Source organism: Bradyrhizobium sp. 4 (assembly GCF_023100905.1).
Lineage (GTDB): Bacteria > Pseudomonadota > Alphaproteobacteria > Rhizobiales > Xanthobacteraceae > Bradyrhizobium.
In genome coordinates this window covers 4,142,162-4,163,891 of record NZ_CP064686.1, presented here as the reverse complement: position 1 = coordinate 4,163,891, position 21,730 = coordinate 4,142,162, and the positions used below count along the sequence as shown (strand labels likewise).

General features: G+C 63.4%; 23 protein-coding genes. 11 read left to right on the top strand and 12 right to left on the bottom strand.

What is annotated here, in order from left to right; translation table 11 throughout:
* Positions 1 to 109: 109 nt before the first annotated feature.
* Entirely contained in the window at positions 110 to 262 is a 153-nt protein-coding gene (locus tag IVB45_RS19520; protein ID WP_007590701.1) for a DUF1127 domain-containing protein, read from the bottom strand.
* Positions 263 to 895: 633 nt separating this feature from the next.
* Between IVB45_RS19520 and IVB45_RS19515 the strand changes: the two genes are divergently transcribed.
* On the top strand, positions 896 to 1,222 hold the full coding sequence (locus IVB45_RS19515) for a hypothetical protein (protein WP_247289759.1): 327 nt from the start codon (positions 896 to 898) through the stop codon (positions 1,220 to 1,222).
* 66 nt (positions 1,223 to 1,288) lie between these two features.
* Here IVB45_RS19515 and IVB45_RS19510 read toward each other — a convergent pair whose 3' ends face one another.
* Both IVB45_RS19510 and IVB45_RS19505 read right to left on the bottom strand, forming a co-directional pair.
* The gene (locus IVB45_RS19510) at positions 1,289 to 2,113 is read right to left on the bottom strand and encodes a lytic murein transglycosylase (RefSeq protein ID WP_247289761.1); all 825 of its coding nucleotides are present in this window, start codon (positions 2,111 to 2,113) and stop codon (positions 1,289 to 1,291) included.
* 130 nt (positions 2,114 to 2,243) lie between these two features.
* Complete coding sequence (locus IVB45_RS19505) at positions 2,244 to 3,152, bottom strand: DUF2189 domain-containing protein (RefSeq protein ID WP_027567067.1); 909 nt, start codon at positions 3,150 to 3,152, stop codon at positions 2,244 to 2,246.
* A gap of 335 nt (positions 3,153 to 3,487) precedes the next feature.
* On the opposite strand from IVB45_RS19505, the gene IVB45_RS19500 reads away from it, so the two are divergent.
* Complete coding sequence (locus tag IVB45_RS19500) at positions 3,488 to 3,877, top strand: DUF3597 domain-containing protein (RefSeq protein ID WP_247359424.1); 390 nt, start codon at positions 3,488 to 3,490, stop codon at positions 3,875 to 3,877.
* A gap of 54 nt (positions 3,878 to 3,931) precedes the next feature.
* On the opposite strand, the gene IVB45_RS19495 is transcribed toward IVB45_RS19500, so the two are convergent.
* Positions 3,932 to 4,207 (bottom strand): GNAT family N-acetyltransferase, encoded by a 276-nt coding sequence (locus tag IVB45_RS19495; protein WP_018458006.1) that lies wholly within the window; start codon positions 4,205 to 4,207, stop codon positions 3,932 to 3,934.
* A gap of 103 nt (positions 4,208 to 4,310) precedes the next feature.
* Here IVB45_RS19495 and IVB45_RS19490 point away from each other — a divergent pair, with 103 nt between their 5' ends.
* Entirely contained in the window at positions 4,311 to 5,252 is a 942-nt protein-coding gene (locus tag IVB45_RS19490) for a tetratricopeptide repeat protein (protein WP_247359422.1), read from the top strand.
* A gap of 63 nt (positions 5,253 to 5,315) precedes the next feature.
* On the opposite strand, the gene IVB45_RS19485 is transcribed toward IVB45_RS19490, so the two are convergent.
* Positions 5,316 to 5,762 (bottom strand): hypothetical protein, encoded by a 447-nt coding sequence (locus IVB45_RS19485; RefSeq protein ID WP_247359421.1) that lies wholly within the window; start codon positions 5,760 to 5,762, stop codon positions 5,316 to 5,318.
* Between the two features lie 4 nt (positions 5,763 to 5,766).
* Here IVB45_RS19485 and IVB45_RS19480 point away from each other — a divergent pair, with 4 nt between their 5' ends.
* The 4 genes from IVB45_RS19480 to IVB45_RS19465 all read left to right on the top strand — a co-directional run bounded on the left by IVB45_RS19480 (position 5,767) and on the right by IVB45_RS19465 (position 8,840).
* Complete coding sequence (locus IVB45_RS19480; protein ID WP_247359420.1) at positions 5,767 to 5,955, top strand: hypothetical protein; 189 nt, start codon at positions 5,767 to 5,769, stop codon at positions 5,953 to 5,955.
* Positions 5,934 to 6,257: a hypothetical protein gene (locus tag IVB45_RS19475; protein WP_247359419.1), complete on the top strand. Its 324-nt coding sequence runs from the start codon at positions 5,934 to 5,936 to the stop codon at positions 6,255 to 6,257. Before IVB45_RS19480 ends, IVB45_RS19475 begins: the two co-directional genes overlap by 22 nt.
* A 105-nt stretch (positions 6,258 to 6,362) precedes the next feature.
* Positions 6,363 to 7,970 carry an acyl-CoA synthetase gene (locus IVB45_RS19470; RefSeq protein ID WP_247359418.1) on the top strand — a complete coding sequence of 536 codons (1,608 nt, stop codon included), beginning with the start codon at positions 6,363 to 6,365 and terminating at the stop codon, positions 7,968 to 7,970.
* Positions 7,971 to 7,979: 9 nt separating this feature from the next.
* Positions 7,980 to 8,840 carry a DUF296 domain-containing protein gene (locus IVB45_RS19465; protein ID WP_247359416.1) on the top strand — a complete coding sequence of 287 codons (861 nt, stop codon included), beginning with the start codon at positions 7,980 to 7,982 and terminating at the stop codon, positions 8,838 to 8,840.
* A 16-nt stretch (positions 8,841 to 8,856) separates the two neighbouring features.
* Here IVB45_RS19465 and IVB45_RS19460 read toward each other — a convergent pair whose 3' ends face one another.
* Complete coding sequence (locus IVB45_RS19460) at positions 8,857 to 10,929, bottom strand: DUF1217 domain-containing protein (RefSeq protein WP_247359415.1); 2,073 nt, start codon at positions 10,927 to 10,929, stop codon at positions 8,857 to 8,859.
* A gap of 262 nt (positions 10,930 to 11,191) precedes the next feature.
* On the opposite strand from IVB45_RS19460, the gene IVB45_RS19455 reads away from it, so the two are divergent.
* A complete protein-coding gene (locus IVB45_RS19455) occupies positions 11,192 to 11,959 on the top strand; it encodes an AAA family ATPase (protein ID WP_247359414.1) in 768 nt (255 codons plus the stop codon).
* 368 nt (positions 11,960 to 12,327) lie between these two features.
* Here the strand turns inward: IVB45_RS19455 and IVB45_RS19450 are convergent, their stop codons facing one another.
* Complete coding sequence (locus IVB45_RS19450) at positions 12,328 to 12,687, bottom strand: hypothetical protein (RefSeq protein WP_247359413.1); 360 nt, start codon at positions 12,685 to 12,687, stop codon at positions 12,328 to 12,330.
* A gap of 160 nt (positions 12,688 to 12,847) precedes the next feature.
* On the opposite strand from IVB45_RS19450, the gene IVB45_RS19445 reads away from it, so the two are divergent.
* Together IVB45_RS19445 and IVB45_RS19440 are read left to right on the top strand one after the other, a co-directional pair.
* The gene (locus IVB45_RS19445; protein ID WP_247359412.1) at positions 12,848 to 13,429 is read left to right on the top strand and encodes an SRPBCC family protein; all 582 of its coding nucleotides are present in this window, start codon (positions 12,848 to 12,850) and stop codon (positions 13,427 to 13,429) included.
* 2 nt (positions 13,430 to 13,431) lie between these two features.
* Positions 13,432 to 14,385, top strand: a complete 954-nt coding sequence (locus IVB45_RS19440) for a cytochrome D1 domain-containing protein (protein ID WP_247359411.1) — start codon at positions 13,432 to 13,434, stop codon at positions 14,383 to 14,385.
* Positions 14,386 to 14,433: 48 nt separating this feature from the next.
* Here IVB45_RS19440 and IVB45_RS19435 read toward each other — a convergent pair whose 3' ends face one another.
* From IVB45_RS19435 to IVB45_RS19415, 5 genes are all read right to left on the bottom strand, one after another.
* Positions 14,434 to 15,093 (bottom strand): HAD-IA family hydrolase, encoded by a 660-nt coding sequence (locus tag IVB45_RS19435; protein ID WP_247359410.1) that lies wholly within the window; start codon positions 15,091 to 15,093, stop codon positions 14,434 to 14,436.
* A gap of 18 nt (positions 15,094 to 15,111) precedes the next feature.
* On the bottom strand, positions 15,112 to 15,675 hold the full coding sequence (locus tag IVB45_RS19430) for a DinB family protein (RefSeq protein WP_247359409.1): 564 nt from the start codon (positions 15,673 to 15,675) through the stop codon (positions 15,112 to 15,114).
* Positions 15,676 to 15,722: 47 nt separating this feature from the next.
* On the bottom strand, positions 15,723 to 18,704 hold the full coding sequence (uvrA, locus tag IVB45_RS19425) for an excinuclease ABC subunit UvrA (protein ID WP_247359408.1): 2,982 nt from the start codon (positions 18,702 to 18,704) through the stop codon (positions 15,723 to 15,725).
* Between the two features lie 277 nt (positions 18,705 to 18,981).
* Positions 18,982 to 19,671, bottom strand: coding sequence for an outer membrane protein (locus tag IVB45_RS19420; RefSeq protein ID WP_027567055.1), 690 nt, complete (start codon positions 19,669 to 19,671; stop codon positions 18,982 to 18,984).
* Positions 19,672 to 19,903: 232 nt separating this feature from the next.
* Positions 19,904 to 20,686, bottom strand: coding sequence for an outer membrane beta-barrel protein (locus tag IVB45_RS19415; protein ID WP_247359407.1), 783 nt, complete (start codon positions 20,684 to 20,686; stop codon positions 19,904 to 19,906).
* Between the two features lie 459 nt (positions 20,687 to 21,145).
* On the opposite strand from IVB45_RS19415, the gene IVB45_RS19410 reads away from it, so the two are divergent.
* Entirely contained in the window at positions 21,146 to 21,643 is a 498-nt protein-coding gene (locus IVB45_RS19410) for a single-stranded DNA-binding protein (RefSeq protein ID WP_007590726.1), read from the top strand.
* Positions 21,644 to 21,730 lie beyond the last annotated feature (87 nt).

Below are 21,730 nucleotides of genomic sequence, written 5' to 3'. Positions count from 1 at the left end.
CTTTTCGGCGGTCAGTGGAATCGCCGAGATCGAGTTTTCTACCCCCGGATGCGACAACGCCCGCACGAGGCGGGCGCTATCGGTTCGTCCGGTTAAGGGCTGAACGATATCAGCCCTGATACTGACCGGCGGCAACGCGCGGAATGTCCGAGCGATCGAGGCCGATGTCGGCCAATTCGCGATCGCTGAGCTGGGACAGCTCGGCAACATTGCGCTGATAGTCCCGGAAAGCCTGGATCATACGGATGAGCGAGAGCAGCATTGGTAGTCTCCTGTAGTTCGATTCAGCTCTTGCCCGAGCCTCATCGTTGAAATGAATATAGGTGGGAGTGCTGCAGTGCGAAAGTTCCGATGTTGCGATGCAGCTAAGCGCTCAATGCATGGCATTGGTAACGGACGATTAACCCGAAAGCACTCCCGCCCAAAGCGTAGGCGGAACAGGAGGCATGGTGTTAAAAATGCCCGTTAATTCGCGGATTTAATCTTAGCCCAGTCGGTTCCATTCAAAGTCAAGTAGGCTGCTTTCCGGTCGTCGCAAGGTGATTGACTAGCTCCTATACCCAAGTCTCGCATGCGCGAATCGCATGCTCGGTGAAGTATAAAAGTGAACCTGAGTTCATCTCGACGGCCTGCGCGGACACCTTTCCACTGTGGCCAGCAATTCACCCGACGCCGGCGGATCGACGTGACGAACGGCGGCCAGGCAGGGACGAGTTCATTCCGCTTGGTCAGCCCCAACCCCCGGGGCGCGGTGCACACAAGCCGAACGTGTGCCGTTGATTACAAGCGTGTAACGAAAATCAGAAATTTTGCATGTGGCTCTGCGTGGCACGCAACATCACGCAATTCTCGCGGGGAATTCATTGCGTCAAGTTGCCGCGCGCGGAGGAAGGTGATGTCGCAGACTCCGGCAATGTCGCTGGCTCTGGCCCAAGAACAAGAGAAGGAAGGTAACGTCATGACGAAGTTACTCGGGGTTATCGCAATTGCCGCTGTCGCGTTCGCCGTCGCGCCGGCCCAAGCCGCCAAGCACGCCGCAGGCGGCTGCAGTTCGGCCAATCTGGAGAAGACCGAGACCGCGATCGAGAACATGGCCGATGGTGACGGCAAATTCGTAGCGCAGAGGGAGATCGCGGCCGCGCAGGACTCGCTGCTCAACGGCAAAATGGGTGCGTGCGGCGCGCATCTGAACAAGGCGATGCACGCCACCATGGGCAAATAGGGGTAAAAAACGCACAGAGAGGGCCGGTCGTCAGGGATCGGCCCTACGCGTTTTGACGAGGGGCTGCTAAGGGGCGCGCGCGAGCTGCGTGGCGAAATAAGCGATGGTCTTCGAATAGACCTCGCTCTTGTTCCACTGCTGCAGCACCGCGAAGTTCGGACTGCCCGGCTGCCAATCCTTGCCCTTCTGCCAGCCATAACCGGCAAGATAGTTCGCGGTGGAGGCGAGCACGTCGGGGGCGTTGTGCAGGAGATCGCGCTTGCCATTGCCGTCGAAATCGACGGCGTATTTCATCCATGACGACGGCATGAACTGGGTCTGGCCAAGCTCGCCGGCCCAGGCACCCTTCATGTCGGCCGGTGCAAGGTCGCCGCGCTGGACGATGCGGAGCGCATCCAACAGCTCGGCGCGAAATTGTTCGGCGCGGCGGCAGTCATAGGCCAGCGTCGCCAGCGAGCGGATGGTCGCGAACTTGCCGGTATTGACGCCGAAATCGGTCTCGAGACCCCAGATCGCGACCAGCACCTCGCCGGGCACGCCGTAGGTCTGCTCGATGCGCGACAGCACCGAGCCATATTGCTTCATCATGTTGGAGCCGCGCGTCAGGCGCGGCGGCACCATGCGGCCGGAAAACTCCTCGAAGGTCTGGCTGAAGACCTTCTGCGAGCGGTCGCGGTTGAGCACGCTCTGATCGAGCGTCACACCGGCGAGCCCGGCGGAAATGGCCTGTTGCGAGACGCCGTTGGTCGCGGCGTCGGTTTTGAAGTCTGCAAGCCACGCGTCGAAATTGCCCGAACCGCAGGCAACCGCGGCGAGCGCTGGCTGAGCGGATAGGATGGATGCGGTGATGGCTAAGGCTGCGAGGGCGAGACGAGAAATCGTCGGGGTCATTCGAGCAAATAAATTCCGTGAAGTGATCTGAACGGCGGGCACAATCTCGATGGAAACCGCGGCCAAAGCAAGGCGTATGACAGTGCGCGATCCTGCCCGCTCCGGGGCAGGATCGCACGTCACGAAATCGTCAGGCGTCGTTCCGATTGCGCCAGGGGAAGAGGTTGGCGGGGAAGTCGGCGGCCGGCTTGCGTGGACGATGCGGCGGAGGCGGCACCGGACGCGCGCCCGGATCGGCGGCGATTACCTTGCGGTAGAGATGCCAGGTCGCATGGCCGAGCACGGGGACGACCACGGCAAGGCCGAGGAAGGCCGGAATCGTGCCCAGCGCCAGCAGGACGGCCACGATCAGGCCCCAGGCCGCCATCGGCACCGGGTTCTTCGCGACGACGCGCAGCGACGTCACCATGGCCTCGAACGCGCCGGCATGGCGGTCGAGCATCAGCGGGAACGACACGGCGCTGATGCAGAGCGCGGCAAGGGCGAACAGGAAGCCGGTGCCGCAGCCGACCACGATCAGCCACCAGCCTTGCCGGCTCGTGAGAACGCGCGTCAGAAAATCCGAGATCCCGGACGCGCCCTCATAGCCGAAAGCGGCGACGTAGATCGCCTGCGCGGTCGCAACCCAGGTCACGAACAGGGCCAGCAGCAGCGCGCCCAGACCGAGCATGGCGCCGAAGGAGGGCGAACGCAGCACCTCCATGGCATCCCAGGCGCTGGCCTCCTCATAGCGCTCGCGCCGGCTGGAGAGCTCGTAGAGACCGAGCGCCGCGAACGGGCCGATCAGCGCGAAGCCCGCGGCCAACGGAAACAACAACGGCAACACTGAATAGCCCATCACCACGCGGGCGAGCACGAGGCCCAGCACAGGATAGATCACGCAGAGGATGATGGCGTGGCTCGGCACCGCCTTGAAATCGTCCCAGCCGCGCTTGAGCGCATCGTGCAGATCGGAGAGTTGGATGGTTCGGATCACCGGTCCAGCCGCTTCTGCGGTCTGGGCCACGGTGGGGACATTGCCCTGGTAGAGTGTGGCCATGGTCGCTAGCTCCCTTGCCATGCGGCCGCATCTGGCGCCAGCAAACGGCGCAAGCGGCCGCTATTCTGAGTTTCGCGATTCCCAACCAGACGCTCGAATTCCGGATGGCATCGCGAACTGGATGTCGAGCGTACGCCCATTTGCGAGTCCTGTCCCTCACGCTTGGGTGAGATTCGATGCCGCAGCGCAACCTCGGTGATGACATTCGGTCGTCATTTCGCCGCAGATAAGCTGATGCTGCGGGCTGGTCCGCGGAACTTTGCGGGTGCAACGACGCAACTTGGTCTATAAGTGCCACTCAAGGCCCTCCAGCGGGTCCTTTTCGGGGAGCAGACATGAGCATTTTCGGGAAAATTATGGGCGCGATCTTCGGTAGCCAGCCAGCTTCCGCCGCGCCCGCAGGCAGCGCACCGTCGGGCGGCGCGCCCGCAGGGGCCGCGCCGAGCGGATCGGCGCCCGCGGCGACGGTGGACGTTGCCTCGATCGTCGACGCGGCGGCCGCCGCGCACAAGGGCGAGAAGCTGGAATGGCGCACCTCGATCGTCGACCTGATGAAGGCGCTCGACATCGATTCCAGCCTCGCTGCGCGCAAGGACCTGGCCAAGGAGCTCGGCTACAGCGGCGACACCAACGATTCCGCGACCATGAACGTCTGGCTGCACAAGCAGGTGATGTCCAAGCTCGCGGCGAATGGCGGCAAGCTGCCGCCGGAGATCAAGCACTGACCGATCGCCCGGTCGCAATCCAAGGGCCCGCGATCGCGCGGGCCCTTTTTGCATTCAGGCGACGAGATCCGCATCTTCCGGATGCCTGTCGAGATAGTCGACGACGAAGCCGCAACCGGCGATCACCTTCCTGCCGTCGCGGCGGATCAATTCCAGCGCGCCCTTGACCAGCTCGGAGCCGATGCCCCGGCCGCGTAGCGCGCGCGGCGTCTCGGTGTGGGTGATGATCACCGCCGACGGCGTCAGCCGGTAATTGGCGAAGGCGATCTCGCTGCCGACATCGAGCTCGAAGCGGCTTCTGTCCTTGTTGTCCCGTACCGATGGCGCCATGGAAAATCCTTCCGACCTGCTGCTTGCCTTTGATCTAGGCGTCTGAACCGGCCCTTGCCAAGGTGCGACCAAGAGTGGTTGCCGCAGGGGAGATATCCGGAAAATGCGTGTCCCGCTCAGCCTCATCGCGCTGCTCGCCGCGCTCATCTCGCCGGCTCCGGCTCCGGCTCCGGCGTTGGCGGCCGGCGGTCCGGCCTGGGAGGCCTGCGTCGGATTGGCCAGCACGCCGGACGAACGGATCAAGGCTTGCTCGACCGTGATCGAAACGAAGAGCGAGAGCGGATCCCGGCTCGCCGGCGCTTATTGCAATCGCGGTCATGGCCTCACCGAGAAGCGTGAGCTCGACGCGGCGCTGTCCGATCTCGACGAGGCGATCAGGCTCGACCCCGGCTATGCCTGCGCCTACAATAATCGGGGCCGTGTCTACAGTTTCAAGCGCGACTACGATCGCGCCATCGCTGATTACGACCAGGCGATCAAGCTCGATCCCTCGCTGGCGCTGGCCTACGGCAATCGCGGCGAGTCGCGTTTCAACAAGGGCGATCTCGACGGTGCGTTCGCCGACTTTGACGCCGCGATCAAGCGGGATCCCAAATACGCCATGGCCTATGCCAATCGCGCACTGGTGTATTACCGCAGGCGCGACATGGCGCACGCCATCGCCGACTACACCATGCGGATCAAGCTTGCGCCCGATCTGCTCGCCTATATCGACCGCGGCAACGTCTACCGCGACAGCGAGCAGCTCGATCGCGCCGCCGCCGATTATGGAGAGGCGATCCGTGTTGCGCCGACCGACGCGCGCGGCTGGCGCAATCGTGGCATGATCCGGCTCTATCAGGGCGACAGCAAGGGCGGCGTTTCCGATTACGACAAGGCGCTGCAATACGATCCCTCCGACGTGTTCTCGTGGAACAACCGCGGACAGGCCAAGCTGCGGCTCGGCGACAAACAGGGCGCGATCGCCGATTTCAGGAAGGCGCTGGAATTGAAGCCGGGCTTGGCGACGGCGCAGGAGTCGTTACGGAAGCTCGGGGCGTTGTAGCTCTCGGCCGCTTCTCGCGACGACGGGGCTGCACCTCCATCAGGTCCTGAGAGTCCGGATGCTTCAATCGGTCGTCTTGGCGAGCCTGGAATCTTCCGGCTGCGCCTGCGGGCGCAGGCATCCCTGGCAGATGACGAGGGAACGGTTGACCCTGGCGTCCTGTTCCGCCTCGATTCCGTCCTGCGCCTGCCACCATTCCTTCGAATAGGGCTGAAGCCCGGCTTGCGACCTGTTGCGCTCGGATCGGGTGATCCGTGTTGGCTCTGAGGCAGCGCGCGAATGATTTGGATTTTCGCCGGCGCCGTCCCAGGCGTAACGCGCAGGCTTGAAAGCGGGATCGGAGGCGAGGTGCGCTTGTGGGCCCACGGCACATCCGGCAAGCGCCAGCGATAACAGGAGGAGGGCGGGCGCTTTGACCATGATGCGGCACTCTGTACGCGAGAACTGACGAAGGTTGCGCCGATCATGTTTAAAATTCCCTGAACGATCGCGGCTGCGCTGACGACCCATGCCAATGCGATATCTGATCCTCCTGCTCGTACTATTCGCAACCGCTGCGCGCGCCGACAACGCAAAGCCGTTCAATCCCGCCGACTATCCGCCCGGCGTGCAGAAGGCAGTGGGCTACGCCTACGAGGAATGCGAGAGCCAGGGCGGCGACGCGGTGACTTTTGCGTCGATATGGTGCGCAGGATCGACCTGACCGGTGACGGCCGCGAGGACTACATCGTCGATTTCCGCGACACCAAATGCGGCGATCGCGAGACGACCTATTGCGGAACCGGCGGCTGCGTCATGAACATCCTGGTCACGTTGCCGGACGGCAAACCCGTCTTCGATGGCCATGTCCGCAGCTACGAGATCAAGCCGAAGCCAACGAAGCGGGGTGCGGGGCGCACCATCCGCTTCGATCTGCATGGCAACTATTGCGGCGGCTTTGGTGCGCAGGCCTGCGTCAAGGAGAAGGCCATCACGGCTACGCCGTTCGCGTTCAAGCAGCCGTAGGGCAGGCGTGCGGCCGACGGCCTTGCGAGGTCGTGGGCGATGGCGATAAATGGGCTGCAATGGGCGGGCGGCTCGCGTGCCGTCCGCCGCCGAAGAGGAAGCCCGATGCAGCCCCTGCGCATGTCCCGCCGCGTCATGAATCTCGCTCACATGCTGACCCAGAATGCGCGGCGGAATGGGGCGCGTCCCGGTTTCGTCTGGGGTGACAGATCCTGGACCTGGCGCGAGATCGATGCGCAGGTCTCGGCGCTGGCGGCAGCCCTCGCGGCGCGCGGCATCGCGAAGGGCGACCGCATCCTCGTCCATTCCAAGAACGGCGACGAGATGTTCTTCTCGATGTTCGCGGCGTTCCGGCTCGGTGCCGTCTGGGTACCCACCAATTTCCGACTGATGCCGGACGAGGTGACTTATCTTGCGCAGGCCTCGGGCGCGAAGGCATTTCTGTGCCATGTCGATTTCCCCGAGCAAGCCGCGGCCGTGAGCGGTGGCGCGCTGGAATTCACCTGGAGCATCGACGGTCGGGCGCCATTTGCCGAAACGTCGGTTGCGGATGCCGTCGCGTCGCGCGCCGGCGCGGTGCTCGAGAACGTCGCGGTCGAGCACGACGACCCCTGCTGGTTCTTTTTCACGTCGGGGACCACCGGCCGTTCCAAGGCTGCGGTGCTCACCCACGGCCAGATGGGTTTTGTCGTCACCAACCATCTCGCCGATCTCACGCCCGGCGTCACCGAAGCGGATGCCTCGCTGGTGGTGGCGCCGCTGTCGCATGGCGCCGGCGTGCATCAGCTGGTTCAGACCGCGCGCGGCGTGTGCACGGTCCTGCTGCCGACGGAGAAATTCGATATCGACGAGGCGTTCCGCCTGATCGAGGCGCATCGGGTCAGCAATCTCTTTGTGGTGCCGACCATTCTGAAGATGATGGTCGAGCATCCCGCCGCCGACAAATACGACCACTCCTCGCTGCGCCAGGTGATCTATGCGGGTGCGCCGATGTATCGCGAGGACCAGAAGGCTGCGCTGAGGAAGCTCGGCAAGGTCATCGTGCAGTATTTCGGTCTCGGCGAGGTGACCGGCAACATCACGGTGCTGCCGGCGGCGCTGCATGATCCCGAGGACGGGCCGCACGCGAAGATCGGTACCTGTGGCTTCGAGCGTACCGGCATGCAGGTCTCGATCCAGGACGACGAGGGCCGTGAACTCGGCGCCAACCAGAGCGGCGAGATCTGCGTGATCGGCCCCGCGGTGCTGGCCGGCTACTACGACAATCCCGAGGCCAACGCGAAGGCGTTCCGCAACGGCTGGTTCCGCACTGGCGATCTCGGCCACATGGACGAGGAGGGGTTCGTCTACATCACGGGACGAGCCTCCGACATGTACATCTCCGGCGGCTCCAACATCTATCCGCGCGAGATCGAGGAGAAAATCCTGACCCATCCTTGCGTCGGCGAGGTCGCGGTGCTCGGCGTGCCCGATGCAACCTGGGGCGAGGTCGGCGTTGCCGTCTGCGTCGCCCGCGATGGCGCCAAGCCGGTGAGTGAAGCGGAGATGGCGGCGTTCCTGTCGCCCAAGGTGCCGCGCTACAAGATGCCGAAGCGGTTCTTCTTCTGGGAGGCCTTGCCGAAATCCGGCTACGGCAAGATTCCCAAACGGATGGTTCGCGACGAGCTCGAGGCGCGCGGGCTGCTCGATCTCGACAAGACAAGGACGGGCTGAGCGAAGGTGATGCGCAGCATCAAGCAGCCCGGCGTGCCGGTCGCCGAACGCATCCAATGGGTGGAGGCGAGGGGACGCGCTTTCTCCTTCACGCTTCAAGCAGGTCTGCCGCTGCTGGAGGCGGCGCGCCGCGGTTTTGCCGCTGAGGGATTTGCCGGTGGTGTGCTCAACTTCGGGCACGGCACGCTCGGGCCGTTCGGCTATGTCATGCCGGCGCTGTCGAAAACCAATGAGAACGCCGCGTTCTATAGCGACACATTCCGGCCGAGCGGCGTGACGCGCACCAGGCTCGGTAGCATGACGCTGGGCATGCGCGATGGCGCGCCGTTCTTTCATTGCCATGGGCTGTGGACAGAGGCCGATGGCCGCGCCAGTGGCGGCCACATGCTCCCGGACGAGACTGATGTCGCGGAGCCGTTCGAGGTCAAGGCCTTCGGTATCGATGGTGCGATGTTCGGCGCAGAGCCCGATTCCGAAACCAACTTCAAGCTGTTCGGGCCGGTGGCGGCTGCGAGCACCGGCGCACGCACGACCAGCCGCGCTTTCGCGCTGCGGCTGCGCCCCAACCAGGATTTCGCCGGTTGTCTCGAAGACTTCTGCCGCGCGCACGGCATCGCGCGCGCCAAGATCCATGGCGGTGTTGGTTCGACCATCGGCGCTCGCTTCAGCCATGGCGGCGTGACCGAACCCTTCGCGACCGAGCTTGCGGTGACCGGCGGCACGATTGCGGTGGGCTCCTCCGGCGCGCTCGAAGCCGCACTCGACGTTGCCCTAATCGACTACACCGGCGGCTTGGCGGAGGGCCGTCTGATCCGTGGCGACAATCCCGTGCTGATGACCATGGAGCTGGTGCTCGAGGTGTTGGGCTAGTCCCGGCGAGCGATCATCAGTGGGTGCGTAGCTTGGCAATGGCCAAGTACGTGGAGTCACTGATCCCCGAACCGGATCCCTGAAAGAGGTTGAGCAGAGGGGATTGACCCTGGCCGGTGCTCTGGCTGTTTCTGATGTCATACATGGCGGAGAAACGGTTCAGCAGCTTCGTAACCTTCGCGGGATCGGACAGATCCTTGATCTTCATGAACCTGTCCACGAACTTGGCCTGCTGATCGATCGGCATCGCCGCCATCGAGTCAGGCAAATCGAAGGTGGTCCTGAACACCTCTGAAAGAGCCTTGTCCGCAAGGATGTCGTACGCGGACGTGATGTCCCCCGCCTTTCGTTGGAAATAGAGCGCCAGGCGCACGCCGGGATTCGCATCGCCTTGCTGCTGCTCCAGGCTTTGCTCGACATAGTTCGCTTGTGTTTCCCGAAACTGATCCCGCTTCTGTGGACCCATCATCGGAAGACGCGCGACGTTGCCCTTGCTGTCGAAATTGAACGACGCGACGATTTCGGCAAAGCGAGGATCGCTCTCGGTGTTCGCGAAGCTCTTTGGATCGTTCAGATCGGAGCTGAAGACCTTCCCGAGAAATTCGGTGCTGACCTTCTTGGGATCCAGGCCCTTGGCCAGGAGAATGAAATCAACCATCGGCCTGTTTGCGAGGAGATCGGAAACACTGTCGATGCCGGCGATGGCTTGCTGATATTCCGACGCATCCTTCGTGGCCTGTGCCCGAACCGCGGCCTGCTGCTGGGGAGTTGCCGTGCTTGCGCTCTTCGCCGCTCCAATGACGTAGTCCTTGGCGATCTGGAGGACTTCAGCCGAGTCCTGAGCCACCAGGGGGGTCGTCAGATTGCCTTTTGCGTCGAAGTTGAAGGCGCGTGCCAGCTCCAGATACCGATTGTCCTTGAGGGTATAGACGTAGCTCTTGGGGTCGTTGAGGTCGCTTTCGAGCACGGCCTTGACAGTCGCCGGCGGGACGTTTCCGGGGTCGAGGCCGACAGCTCCCAGCGCAAAATCATACACGCCTGGTGTCGATACGAACGTCTGGGCTGAATTGATCTTGAGGATGGCAGTTCTGAATTGCCTGATTGCGAAAGCTTCGTTCAACGGGCTTGCCGCCGAATAGACGGCGGACTTGCTGTCGTCGAACTTCTGTTTCGTGATCGTGACATTTGCAGCAGTCTGCGCCGACACACCTGACGGAAGCGAGCCGTCGGGCGAAAACTCGAACGCGCCGGCCAGGTCGACGAACCCGCCAATCGTCCCTATCTGGTCGCTGAGGCTGGAAATGCTGCTCGCATATGACTCCAGGTGATATTTTTCGACCAGGATCTGGACGTTCAACTGGGTCACGTTCGCGCCCGGTTGCGATAATTGGGCGGTGTAGTCTGCGATCCTTGAAGTGGCCGCGGTGACATCCGATCGGGCCTGAGCAAGATCGGCGTTGAGGCCACTCAGCTGAGAAGCGAAAGTGGTGTTGACGTAGCTGTTTGGATCGGACGGATCGCTGCGCAAGACCTGACTTATCGTGTCACGCGACCACTTGCTTTGATCGATGCCGTACGCCGAATAGACATAATTGCGAAGTCGGTCGTTGTTCAGGAGCTGGTCTGCACTGCTGATGTTGCCGATTTCGGCGCTGTAGTAATTCGAGTCGCTGGCAAGTGCATCGACCTGGCTCTTCCTGGTCGCCGTGTACAGACCGATCATCTCATCGGTCTGGTTCTCCGATTGCGCAACCGGCGTGGCGCTGCCATTGAAGGAAAATGCCGCGGCGAACTCGCGGTAACGCTTGTCGACCAGCTTGTTGACGAAGCTGTTTGCGTCGGAGAGGTCGCTCTCCAGCACCTTTTTCATGAAGGCCTTGGCGTAGGCCATGTCTTCCAGGCCATACGCCTTCGTTGCATAGTGATAAAGGCGATAGTCTTTCATGAAGTCGTCGACGGACTTCACCTTGCCGATGTGGGCTTTGTAGTAGGCGGCCTCTCGCGCCACGTCCTGTTGCTGTTCGACCCGCGTCAAGGACTGCTTGAGATTGCGCGTGATGTAGCTGTAACTGAAATACGTTGATACCATCGCGCACTCCTCGCGGCTCTTACGGTCCCGGACGTCCCTCAATCATTGCGGGGTCGCGAGGTGGGGGCGGGTCTCATGCCTGCCGACTGCCTCAGAGCTGCGTTCTCTAAGGCGATTTCGGACCGCAATTCCAGATTCCAGTTTGCCCTCGCCACGCGTGTCGGGTTTGTCGCTGTATGTTTCTCAAATGCAGCTTTCGCGAGGGTTGCGTTCCGGATATGTTCTAGCGTCCCGACGGGACGGAATGGATCGGAAACCGGACATGAGCCGAAGAAGCAGCCGAACGATCAACCTGCCGGCGCCTTACCTGAAGCGGGTCTGGCTCGACCCGTCGCAAGTTCGCGATCGCGAGGCTTATCCGTTTTGCCTGCCCATCTTTCCGGATGATTTCGATCTCAACTTCGACGCCGCCATCACGATCATCGTCGGAGAGAATGGCACCGGGAAGTCGACGATCCTCGAAGGGATCGCAGCGCTCGCCGGCTACGACGACGCCGGTGGCGGCAAGGGTTACATGCCGGTCGATCACTCCGAAGCGCGGGAGAAGATGGGTGGCCAACTCTCCAGGGCGCTGCGCGCAAGCTGGCTGCCGAAAATCACGAATGGCTGGTTTTTTCGCGCCGAGAGCTTTTTCTCGGTGGCGCGATATCTCGACAAGGCCGCACGTGATGCCGGGCAGGTCGGCCCCGATTTCCTGTCGCATTCCCACGGCGAAGGATTCCTGCGCTTCTTCGAGGAGCGCTGTCAGCGCCAGGGCATTTTCATCTTCGACGAGCCTGAATCGGCGTTGTCGCCGGCGCGCCAGATCGAATTTCTGAAGCTGCTCCGACGCATGGAGGATTCCCGCATCTGCCAGGTCATCATGGCGACCCATTCGCCGACGCTGATGGCCTATCCCAACGCACAACTGCTTCGGCTCGGGAAATACGGCCTGGAGCCGACGACGGTGGAGCAGACCGATCATTACCGGGTGATGCGGGAGTTCTGTGATGACCCGCGCGGGTTCGTCGAGACGACGCTGGCGGAGTGATCGAGCGGCGTGACCGGCACTCACTGTCTCGGTCGTCATTGCGAGGAGCCCTTGTGACGAAGCAATCCAGAGTCTCTCCGCGGAGGTACTCTGGATCGCTTCGCTGTGCTCGCAATGACGGAGCGAGCAGCATTCGTTGTTCTCCACCAACTCGCTTCTGAATCGTAGACACATCTTCGCCTCCTCGCGGCACATCGCGCCCGAGCTTTGCCGTATTCTTTGCCCTCAAAAATGCCGAGGGCGCAGGGAAGGCCGGGTGCCGGCTGGCACCCACGGTCCACTGTGCGAAGGTTGCGCTACAAGAGGCTGCACAGCGGCATACAGGTGAAGCCCAACACACGGCCTTCCCTGCGCAGTGGTTTTACGGCTTATGTCGTGATCTCCCCGGGGAGCGATGCACTATTGCCCCCGTCGCCTTGCGGATGACTGATGGTGCGGACCCGGTCGGGCCGCCACATCACCGCAACACTTGGCGCACAGACCCCGGGCGCCAGGACCACACGATTTTGCCGTACGCAGGCTGCACCGGTCGTGTGCGCGACGCCTTCGCTCACGGTTTCCCGCCCTGCAAAGCCCTTCGCGCCGACGCCGCCTGCGTCCACCACGTCCCATCCCGCGTTCGTGACGATCGCGATCCGCCCCTCGGCCGGGTTGGGATGGCTTTCTATATGATAATCCGAAATGCGGATAAAGAGAAATATTTTTACCTGACGTGATTGACCTGCCATTGGGTGTTTTGCCCACAGGGCGGCGCAAGGAGTTGTGGGCCTGCGAGGCATCCGCCGTAAGGCCGCCATGAACCGGTCTCCCCTCGGCCCCAAAATGCGCTAGGATGATCGGAGCGCGCCTGAAGCCGCGCATGATCAACGAGACGCATGAGGAAACGAGATGAGGGTGACGATTGGACGGCGCACGGTCCTGGCTGCGGTGCTGACTTCCGTGGGCGCGGCGGCTTTGACGGCGGCGTTTGGCCCGGCTTCGACACCGGCCTGGGCCCATGGGCCGACCCGGCAGAAGGTGCGCGAATCCATCGAGATCAATGCTGCCCCGGCCAAGGTGTGGGCCGCAATGGGCAATTTCCAGGACATGAGCTGGCTGCCGCCGGTCACCAAGACCGAGGGCGAGAAGGGCAACGAGATCGGCGCGACCCGGAAGCTGACGCTGACGGGAGGCGCGACCGTCGACGAGGAACTCTACAAATTCGACGCCGCCGCCATGACCTATTCCTACCGGATCACCAATGTGGACGTGAAGGTGCTGCCGGTGACCAATTACTCCTCGACCTTGACGGTGACGCCGAGCGCTGACGGCAAGGCCTCGACGCTGGAATGGGCCGGCGCGTTCTACCGCGGCTTTCCCAACAACGATCCGCCGCCGGAGCTGAGCGACGAGGCCGCGGTCAAGGCGGTCAAGGGGCTGTACCAGGCCGGCCTCGAAGCGCTGAAGAAGAAGGTCGGGAGCGGAAGCTGACGGTGCGGGCGCTGGTCCTGGCGGCGCTCGCCGCCAGCCTTTGCCTTGCCGGCATCGCGCATGCGTCCGCCGAAGAGGCGTTCGTCACCAACCAGCTCAGCGACAATCTGATGGTCGTGGATCTCGCCACGGCACGCAGCGTCGCGACCATCCCGATCGGAGGCAAGCCGGCCGGCGTCGCCGTCAGCGCGGACGGGCGCTTTGCCTATGTGACGAGCCCGGATGCCAAGGCCGTGACGGTGGTGGACGCGTCAACGCGGCAAGTTGCGGCGCGGATCGAGGTCGGCGGCGGGCCGCTCGGCGTTGCCGTCGCGCCTGATGGCAAGACCGTCTATGTCGCGGACTGGTATGCGGCGGCCGTGCGGGTGATCGACGCGGCGAGCCGCAGCGTCACGGCCAGCGTCGCGGTCGGCGCCTCGCCGTCGGGGCTCGCGGTGACGCCGGATGGCAAGCTGCTGCTCTCGGCCGACCGCGACGACGACAGCGTCTCGGTGGTCGACACCGCGACGCGCCAGCGCAGGGCGACCATCAAGGTCGGCACCCGCCCTTTCGGCGTCACCGTCGATGCCGAGGGCAAGCGGGCCTACACCGCCAATGTCGGCTCTGACGACGTCTCCGTCATCGACATCGCCGAAGCGCGCGAGATCGGCCGCGTGCCGGTCGGGATGCGTCCCTATGCGGTGGCGCTGGCGCAGGGCCGCGGCTTCGTCACCGATCAGTATGGCGGCACTGTCAGTGTGTTCGATCTGGCGACCTTGAAGCCGATCAAGCGGATCAACGTTGGCGATTATCCCGAAGGCATTGCCGCGACCGCCGACGGCAAGCGCATCATCGTCGCCTGCTGGGAAAGCAACACGCTCGATATCATCGATGCGGTCGAGCTGAAGGTGATCGGCGAGGTCAAGACCGGCGACGGCCCGCGCGCGTTTGGGGCGTTCTTGCGCAGGACGGAGTAGGGGCGTGTAGCCCGCATGAGCGGAGCGACATGCGGGACAGGGCTCTCCTCATCCACCGGCGTTCCCGGATGTCGCTTCTGCACCGGGGCACAGCGTCCAGACAATCTGATCCATCTGCTCAAACATGTGATCCGGCGCCAGCGCCCGCAGCGCCGCCGGCGCCGCATAACCCCAGCCCACCGCGCCGCAGGCAATCCCCACAGCGCGAGCCGCCTCGATGTCGCGCACCTCGTCGCCGATCGCGATGACCTTGCCCGGCTCCACGCCGGCGCGCCGCATGACGCGGCGAAATTTCGACGGCTTGCCGAACAGCGACGCCGCGCAATCGAAATGGGCGAACAGCGCCGCGCAATCGCCGAGCTTCTCGCGCGCATTGGCTTCGCTGTCCGACGTCACCAGCGCTAGCTGCACACCGTTACCGGCCAGCATTTTCAACATCGCCTCGACGCCCGCAAACAACGCAATCTCCGCCGCCGCCTCTCCCTTCAGCCGCCGCGCATGCCGCGCGATCGCCGGCAGCTTCCACAAGGGCACCTCGAGCCGGCTGAGGATCTCGCGCGACGAAGCATGCCGCAACCCCTCGACATCCTCATCGGCGACGCGGCGGAAGCCGAAGCGATCGGCGACGTCGTTGATGGTGCGCAGGAACCACGGAAAGCTGTCGGCCAGCGTGCCGTCGAGATCGAAGATGGCGAGGGCGTAGGGCATGGAGACGAAGCTACACCGCTAGGCTTTCCACACGGTTTCTTCGGTCCATCCGAGTTGGTCGAATTCGGTGGCCCTGAGCGGCGCCTCTCCCTCGGCGAAGAACTCGTCCAGCTGGGGCGGGGGAACGTGCGTTTCAGACAGCATCGCGTGCGCCTGTCCGCGATGATGAATTTGATGCTGGAACAGATGCATGAGCAGCCGGTCACGACGTTCGGTCTGCACGCGGGTGTCGCGATTGATCCGCACGAGACCGTCGAGAAGCTCGGGCGTCAGTCCATCGCAGACGGCAATCAAACGCTTGTCGATCGCAGCCTGCGCAGCCTTCAGCGCGGCAAGGGAGGGATGTGGCACTTCGTTCTTCCAGGCCGCCGGTCCCAGCCACCCGCCCTCCAGCGCATCGACATAGAAGAGGTCGATGACATGGATGTGGTTCAGCGTGCGCTGCAGGCTCGGAAAGAAGCCGGTTCGTGCGGCTTCGAAGTCGGCCTGAGACAGCGTCGCGCAAGCGGTGAGCAGCCGGTGATTTGCCCAGGCATTATTGTGGGCGAACGCACGATAGGTTTGCACAAGTCCTGCAGGCAAGCTCAGTCTCCCTCAGACAATGTGTCGGCATGCTCTCGCTGCGTAACCTACTCTGCCGCCTCGCTGGCCGTCCGCCTCCGCTTCGGCTTCCGCGCCTTCGCCAGCACGGGGGCCAGAAACTTACCCGTATAGCTCCGCGGTGCCTTCGCGATGTCTTCCGGCGGACCCCAGGCGACGATCTCGCCGCCGCCGTCGCCGCCTTCGGGGCCGAGGTCGATGACCCAGTCGGCGGTCTTGATGACTTCGAGATTGTGCTCGATGACGACGACCGTGTTGCCCTGTGCGACCAGCTCGTGCAGCACCTCCAGGAGTTTCTTGACGTCGTGGAAATGCAGGCCGGTGGTCGGCTCGTCCAGGATGTAGAGCGTGCGGCCGGTGGCGCGCTTTGACAGCTCCTTTGCCAACTTGACGCGCTGGGCTTCGCCGCCCGACAGTGTCGTGGCCTGCTGGCCGACATGGATATAGTCGAGGCCGACGCGATGCAGCGTCTGGAACGTCTCGCGCACGCGCGGGACCGCCTTGAAGAACTCGGCGGCTTCCTCGACCGTCATGTCGAGCACGTCGGCGATGCTCTTGCCCTTGAACAGGACCTCGAGCGTCTCGCGGTTGTAGCGCTTGCCCTTGCAGACGTCGCAGGTGACGTAGACGTCGGGCAGAAAGTGCATTTCGATCTTGATGACGCCGTCGCCCTGGCAGGCCTCGCAGCGGCCGCCCTTGACGTTGAAGGAGAAGCGGCCGGGCTCGTAGCCGCGCGCCTTCGATTCCGGCAGGCCTGCGAACCATTCGCGGATCGGCGTGAAGGCGCCGGTATAGGTCGCGGGGTTGGAGCGTGGCGTGCGACCGATCGGCGACTGGTCGATGTCGATGATCTTGTCGATGTGCTCGAGGCCCTCGATGCGGTCGTGCGGTGCGGCGCCTTCGCTGGCATTGTTCAGCTTGCGGGCGATCGCCTTGTACAGCGTGTCGATCAGCAACGTCGACTTGCCGCCGCCGGAGACGCCGGTGACGCAGGTGAACAGGCCGAGCGGAATTTCGGCCGTGACGTTCTTGAGATTGTTGCCGCGCGCGTTGACCACCTTGATGGTGCGGCGATGGTTCGGCGGACGCCGTTCCGGCACCTCGACCTCGAGCTCGCCCGTTAGATATTTGCCGGTCAGCGAGTTGGGATTGCGCATGATTTCGGCGGGCGTGCCTTCGGCGATGATGTTGCCGCCATGCATGCCGGCGCCGGGGCCGATGTCGAGCACGTGGTCGGCGAGCAGGATGGCGTCCTCGTCGTGCTCGACCACGATCACGGTGTTGCCGAGGTCACGAAGTCTCTTGAGGGTATCGAGCAGGCGCGCGTTGTCGCGCTGGTGCAGGCCGATCGAGGGCTCGTCCAGCACATAGAGCACGCCGGTCAGCCCCGAGCCGATCTGCGAGGCCAGGCGGATGCGCTGGCTCTCGCCGCCGGACAGCGTGCCGGAGGAGCGGGAGAGCGTGAGATAGTTGAGGCCGACGTCGAGCAGGAAGGTGAGGCGCTCGCGGATCTCCTTGAGGATGCGGCCGGCGATCTCGTTCTGCTGGGTGTTCAGCGCCTCCGGCACGGTCTCGAACCACGCGCCGGCGCCCTTCACCGACATCTCGGAGATGTCGCCGATATGCTTGCCGCCGATCTTGACGCAGAGCGCCTCGGGCTTGAGCCGAAAGCCGTGGCACGCCTCGCAGGGCACGTCGTGGAAATACTTCGCCAGCTCCTCGCGCGCCCACTCGCTCTCGGTCTCGCGATAGCGGCGGTTGATGTTGGTGACGACGCCTTCGAACGGCTTCTTGGTGTCGTAGGAGCGGACGCCGTCCTCATAGGAGAACTTGATCTCGTCCTCGCCGGAGCCATGCAGGATCGCGTTCTGCGTCTTCTTGGGCAGATCCTTCCATTTGGTGGTCAGCGTGAACTTGTAGTGCTTGCCGAGCGCAGTCAGCGTCTGAATGTAATAGGGCGACGAGGATTTGGCCCAGGGCGCGATCGCGCCCTTGCCGATGGCGAGCTCCTTGTCGGGAATGACGAGGTCTTCGTCGACATGCTGCTCGACACCGAGGCCGCCGCAGGCGGGGCAGGCGCCATAGGGATTGTTGAACGAGAACAGGCGCGGCTCGATCTCTGGGATGGTGAAGCCGGAGACCGGACAGGCGAATTTTTCCGAGAACAGCATGCGCTCGGGGCCGCTCTTGTCGTGGATCTTTGCGGTCTTCTTTTTCTCCTCCGCGGGTGCTGCTGTAGCCGGCGCGTCCGCGAATTCGATGACGGCGAGGCCCTCGGCGAGCTTCAGCGCGGTCTCGAAGCTTTCGGCGAGGCGCTGGCCGATGTCGGCGCGCACCACGATGCGGTCGACCACGACGTCGATGTCGTGCGGGAATTTCTTGTCGAGCACAGGCGCTTCCGCGAGCTCATGGAAGGCGCCGTCGATCTTGACGCGCTGAAAGCCCTTCTTGAGCCATTCGGCGAGCTCTTTGCGGTACTCGCCCTTGCGGCCACGCACGACCGGCGCGAGCAGATAGAGGCGCGAGCCCTCGGGCAACGCCAGCACGCGGTCGACCATCTGCGAGACGGTCTGGCTCTCGATCGGCAGGCCGGTGGCGGGCGAATAGGGAACGCCGACGCGCGCCCACAGCAGGCGCATGTAGTCGTAGATTTCGGTCACCGTGCCGACGGTGGAGCGCGGGTTCTTCGACGTCGTCTTCTGCTCGATCGAGATCGCCGGGGACAGGCCGTCGATCTGGTCGACATCAGGCTTCTGCATCATCTCCAGGAACTGGCGGGCATAGGCCGACAGCGATTCGACGTAGCGGCGCTGGCCCTCGGCGTAGATGGTGTCGAAGGCGAGCGAGGATTTGCCGGAGCCTGACAGCCCCGTGAACACCACCAGCTTGTCGCGGGGAATCTCGACGTCGACGTTCTTGAGGTTGTGCTCGCGCGCGCCACGGATCGTTATTGCGCGCAGGTTTGATCCCGCGTTCTGTTGTTGGCGCTTCGCCTTGATCACTTCATCCATCCTGGTGGTCCTCAGGGAATCCAAAAGCGCGCGATCGCGCCAACTGAATAGGCGCGCTTCGCCCGGAACCGGGATCGGCGCCGATGGGTATGTGAGCGAACGTAGGAAGAACGGGGACGGATTTCCAGTGGCGTTTGCGAATCGTCAACCGATTGTTGGCACGCTGGCGGCATCTGGCAGGAGCAGGGCGGGTGGAACTGCGCAGTAACGTGCCCGGCAAACAAAAAGGCCGGCGCGAGGCCGGCCTTTCGTAACACGATGGCGTCGATAGCGAAGATCAGTACTTCGCGACGATCGGGCCCCCGAAGTGATAGTTCACGCCGACCTGCACGGTGTGAAACTCGAGCGTGCCGGTGGGCAGGGCGCCCGAGAAGTAGGTCTCGCCGCCGAGGCTGCGAAAGAGGTACTCGCCCTTGACCGACCACTGCGGAGCGAAGAACGCTTCGACGCCCGCACCGACGGTCCAGCCGGAGTGCCACTTGCTGTCGGAAACGGTCACGCCGAGCGCGCTGATGCTGAGCTTGTTGTCGATCCAGGCGTAACCACCGGTGCCGTAGAACAGGACGTTGTTGACGGCGTAGCCGATGCGGCCGCGCACGGTGCCCATCGCATCGGTCTTCGAGCTGAGGGTGGTGCTGACGAGGCCGAAGCCGGGGACGGCAACGGGGCCGGTGACCGACGCGCTGACGTCAGCCCAGGCACCATCGGCCTCGATGCCGAACACGACATTGCCGGTCTGCCAGTTGTAGCCGGCGGTACCGCCGACGAAGCCGCCCTTCATCTTCGGGTCGGTCGAGGAATTTTCCCAGGCGCCGCCACCGACAACACCGAGGTAGAAGCCGGTCCAGTTGTAGACCGAAGCCATGGCCACCGGAGCCTTGGTGTAGGGGCGCGCCGCGAGATCAGCGGCCGAAGCCGGGGCAGCGAGAGCGAACAAACAGGCCGAAGCCAACAAAACCTTTTTCATTTTCAACTAATCCCAGTCCCAGTTTCTGATTGTGCCTTCCACGATAAGGAAGGGCATCGGACTCACTTGCCCAACTGAGGCCGTACTTACACCATTGAAGCCGCAAGTTGTGTCACTGGAAAGCCACAGCGGCCTGAAAATGGTGCAATTACTGACCTTTGGTTCCCCCATGGGAACAGGAACGAAAAAGGCCGGCGCGAGGCCGGCCTTGCTTTGATGGATGTCAGTTCGATCAGTACCTCGCGATCACCGGACCGCCCCAGCGATAGTTCAGGCGGACGAGGCCCATGTCGACGTCCTGCCGAATCCGGTCGCTGCCGAAGACCCCACCCGGGGGCGTTGTGAAGCCGATCGTGCGATCGCCAAGGAAGATGTGGTCGTACTCAAAGCCCAACGACCAGTTCGGGGCGAAGCCGAACTCCAGACCGGCCCCGACCGTACCACCCCAGCGAGTCTCCCGCGCCGAAGCCAGGAGCGCGCCCGCGCCGGGCGTACCTGTAGCAGCGTAGATGTCGTACTTGTCGCCGACGACGGCGGCGCCGCCCTTCACGTAGAACAGCACGTTGTTCCAGGCGTAACCGACCTGACCGGTGATGAGGCCGAAAGCGTCGATGCGGGAACGGTTGCGATCACCCGTCACCAAAGCGGTACCCGGGAAGAGGGTGCTCACATTGTCGCCCCGGAAGTCGGCCCAGTTGCCTTGGCCTTCGAGACCGAACACCCAATTGGCGGACTGCCAGCGATAGCCGATCTGGCCACCGAGGGTGCCCGCCGTCGCATTGTGACAGCCTTCGCCGACCAAAACGCCGGTCGCGGGCGTGACGAAGTCCCAGCACGTGTGGCTTGAGCCACCGCCGCCGTTGATGCCGATATAGAAGCCGCTCCAATCGTAGATGGTGGCAATCGCCGGCGCGGGGCCCTTGGTGTAGGGACGCGCGGCCATATCCGCCGCGCTCGCGGGAGCCGACAGGCCCATCGCCACTGCACCGATTGCAGCAATCAGAAGCTTATTCATTGCCAGTCTCCCCAGGTTCATCCACTTCTTTCTTCCCCGAAGCGGCTGATCAGGCGCGAGGGCCCTTATGAACTAAGTGCGAGGAAACCGTAGCTCTACGGGGCGGCAAAGTCCGTCTCCGAAATGCAACAAGAGCGGGGCACTGCGAGTACTCATAACTTATTGAATGTTAAGTTCTTTCCCTCGTTTTCGGGAATCTACAAAGGTTCCACTCGCTGCGCGCATTCCAGCACTACATTGGCCGATTGACGCCACACATCGATGCGGTCGTTTCGCCAAGAACAAATCTGGAACGAACAGGAGGTCGATGCTATATATGGGGATAACCGGAGGGGCGACGGACTGATCGTCGTCCGCAAGCGTTCGGCGAGCGTATAGGGTCGCCTCAACAGGCACGGCGGAACGCGGGGAGCGGACCGGCCTTCTTGAATTCAGTGGCATTCGGAGCGGAGAGCGGAGATGGCGGGAAGCGTCAACAAGGTCATTCTGGTTGGAAATCTCGGCAAGGATCCTGAAATCCGCCGCACCCAGGACGGGCGGCCGATCGCCAATCTGAGCGTCGCCACCTCGGAGACGTGGCGCGACAAGGCCACCGGCGAGCGCAAGGAAAAGACCGAGTGGCACCGCGTCGTGATCTTCAATGAAGGGCTCTGCAAGGTCGCCGAACAGTATCTGAAGAAGGGCGCCAAGATTTACGTCGAGGGTGCGCTCCAGACCCGCAAATGGACCGACCAGAGCGGCGTCGAGAAGTACTCGACCGAAGTCGTGCTGCAGGGCTTCAACTCGACCCTGACGATGCTGGACGGTCGTAGCGGCGGTGGGGGAGGCGGCAGCTTCGGCGACGAGCCGGGCGGCGATTTCGGCTCCTCCGGTCCGGTCAGCAGCGCACCGCGCCGTCCCGTTGCCGCTGGCGGCGGTGGCCGCAACAGCGACATGGACGACGATATCCCGTTCTGAGCGATCCCGCTCTGAGAACGCGGGGTCCCAATGCGACGCGCCGGCCGGATGGGCGGCGCTTCTCATCTCGTGTCAGAAAATCCCACT